This is a genomic window from Mesorhizobium sp. M7A.F.Ca.CA.002.09.1.1, assembly GCF_003998555.1.
Classification (GTDB): Bacteria; Pseudomonadota; Alphaproteobacteria; order Rhizobiales; family Rhizobiaceae; genus Mesorhizobium; species Mesorhizobium ciceri.
The window spans coordinates 1-2454 of the sequence record NZ_RZRR01000841.1 but is presented as its reverse complement, the minus strand read 5'-3'; the positions used below and the strand labels follow the sequence as shown (position 1 = coordinate 2454).

The 2454-nt window shown below is 60.9% G+C and carries 3 protein-coding genes; 1 reads left to right on the top strand and 2 read right to left on the bottom strand.

What is annotated here, in order from left to right:
• Positions 1-106: 106 nt before the first annotated feature.
• Both EN994_RS27130 and EN994_RS27125 read right to left on the bottom strand, forming a co-directional pair.
• Positions 107-1000 (bottom strand): aromatic ring-hydroxylating dioxygenase subunit alpha, encoded by an 894-nt coding sequence (locus EN994_RS27130; protein WP_013529897.1) that lies wholly within the window; start codon positions 998-1000, stop codon positions 107-109.
• A gap of 29 nt (positions 1001-1029) precedes the next feature.
• The gene (locus EN994_RS27125) at positions 1030-1887 is read right to left on the bottom strand and encodes an aromatic ring-hydroxylating dioxygenase subunit alpha (RefSeq protein WP_032809603.1); all 858 of its coding nucleotides are present in this window, start codon (positions 1885-1887) and stop codon (positions 1030-1032) included.
• Positions 1888-2137: 250 nt separating this feature from the next.
• Here EN994_RS27125 and EN994_RS27120 point away from each other — a divergent pair.
• Positions 2138-2454: GntR family transcriptional regulator (locus tag EN994_RS27120; RefSeq protein ID WP_164746239.1), on the top strand; the 317-nt coding region annotated here is incomplete at its 3' end.

Genomic DNA, 2454 nt, shown 5'->3' with positions numbered 1-2454 from the left:
GCAACTGGCCGTGGAAAACGTGGCGAAACGGCAAATCATGGGCAGCGGCGATCGGATGCCACCGGCTTCTGGCTTCTTCCAACATCAATCGTCTCCAAAATGTCTGTCAGGCTGCAGCCGGGATGACCCCGTAGGTCACGCCCTTCTGGCTGAGCCAGCGCCGGTAGGCGATGGCCGACTTGTCAGCGCGGATCGGCGTCTCGGCGCGCGGATCGAGCGGCAGGCGCTTCGGCACCTGGTTTTCCAGGATCGGCTTGTCCTGGCCGAAGATCGTCTGCTGGAAACGCTTGATCACCTTGTCTTCATTGTCTTCGTCGAGCACGCAAAGCAGCATGTGGGCGCGCACATGCTCCTGGTCGACCGGCTGCAGGAAGACGGCGATGACATCGCGCCGGGTCTCGTCGACCGGGCTCGATTTATAGAGCACCGAGCAATAGGGATGCGGCACGCGATAGACGTAGTCGACGTCGGCGCCGCCATCGGACGCCGTCGACGCCATCGGCTGGAAGAAGCGGCAGCGCGTGGCCAGGATCTCGTCGCGATCGACGGAGATCTCGACGTCGTATTCCTTGACTTCGGTATGCGGCTCGACGCCGAGTATGTCGGTATGCACATAGGGGAAGTGGCCCATGTCGAGAAAGTTCTCGATGGCGCGTGGCGCCGAGACGTTGACGCCGAACGTTGCCGCATTGAGCTTGCGGCGGTCCGGCTCTTGATATTCGGGGATCGGGAACAGCTCGGCCGGCGGCGACCCGAGCGAAGTCCAGACATAGCCATAGGCGCTTATTGCAGGCAGCCTGTCGGCGGGTGGAATATGGTCAGCCCTTTGCACATCGGGACGCGAGCGCCAGACGACGGGCTCGCCATCCGCGTCCACCGCAAAGCTGAGGCGCTCCTCGAGCAGAACGGTCTCCTGGACGGCGCCGGGAGCAGCTTCCGCGATGGCGCCCACGGGATGCCAGAGATTGAGGATCACGGGATCAGCGCATTTCGTCATCATGTTATCCCTTCAAATACCCTCGGACGTCATCAGATCTGTGCCGGTATCGCACCATAGGTGACCGCCCTGTCACGCAGCCAGCGCCGATAGGAAACCGAGACGGCATCGGCGCGGATCGGCGTCTCGGCGCGCGGATCGAGCGGCAGGCGCTTGGGGACCTGGTTTTCCAGGATCGGCTTGTCCTGCGCGAAGATCAATTGCATGAAACTGCGCACCGTCGCCGCATCCATGCCCTCCTTGAGGTAGCAGAGATAGGGATGCGCGACGCAGTTCTCCTCGTCGACCGGCTGCACGAACAGCGTGATGACATCCAGCCTCCCCTTCTGGATCGGATTGCTCTTGTAGAGCGCCACCGTATAGGGCCGGATCACCTTGTAGATGTACTCGACGACGAACCCTTCCTTCGCGGTCGGCGACGCGATGGGCTGGTAGAATTTGCATTCGGTCGCCAGCACCTCGTCCTGGGGCGTGATTTCCACCTTGTAAGGCACGACCTCGGTATGCGGCTCCTCGCCGAGCCAGCCTGTGTGGATGAAGGGGAAATGCCCCATGTCGAGAAAATTCTCGACGGCGCGAAGGCCCGACACCTTGACCGCGATCGAGCCGCCGCTGACCAGATGTCGATCCGCCTCGTTGGCCTCGGGGATGTAGATGATGTCGCGCCAGGGTTTGTCCAGACAGGTCCAGACGAAGCCATAGCGCTCGGCGCTCTTCAACACGTCGCCGGTATCGTTGCGAACGACTTCGATCTTGTTTGAATGTTTTCGAACGACGAGATCGACCCCAAGCAGACGGGTCGAAAAGGGCACATCCTGGCTGAGCGATTCCTGGTCAGCGACGATATGCCAGTCGTTCAGAAGCTCGCGGTCGACGCAACGGGTTGCCATCGGCATCCCTCCCAACTCGGCTAGCCCTTCACCACGAACCTAGCCTGACGTTTCGCAATGACGAAATCACAAGATTGGATACCAATCAATGATTTTTTGTCAGCCAAAATCATTTTTTGTGTTGACAGACTATGATGATTGAATTCCGATATGGAAAACCTGAACCTGGGATATGGCACATCCCGAAGCGTCATGTCTTCATCATGGAAAGCCTGCTGATCATGTCGTCGCAAAGGCGGAGAACCGTGCCTTGAGCAGCCGCTCCCAGACGATCGCGGACACGCTGACCCGCGCCATCATCGACCATCGGCTGGTGCCCGGCTGCAAGCTCGGCGAGCGCGAGCTTGCCGAGATATTCGATGTCAGCCGCATCGTGGTGCGTCAGGCCCTGATACGGCTCGCCGATGACGGGCTGGGGCAGATCGAGCGCAACCGCGGCGCCTTCGTCGCCAGGCCAAGCATGCAGGAGGCAATGGAGATTTACGACGCGCTGACCCTTGTCGAACAGGGGGTGGCGGCCCAGCTCAGCGATCGCCTTGGCCCCGCCGGATGGGCCGAGCTGCGCCA

Bases quoted from the DNA above. Each gene is read 5' to 3' on its own strand.
- EN994_RS27130 (WP_013529897.1), bottom strand. From the start codon at position 1,000: ATGATGACGAAATGCGCTGATCCCGTGATCCTCAATCTCTGGCATCCC.
- EN994_RS27125 (WP_032809603.1), bottom strand. From the start codon at position 1,887: ATGGCAACCCGTTGCGTCGACCGCGAGCTTCTGAACGACTGGCATATC.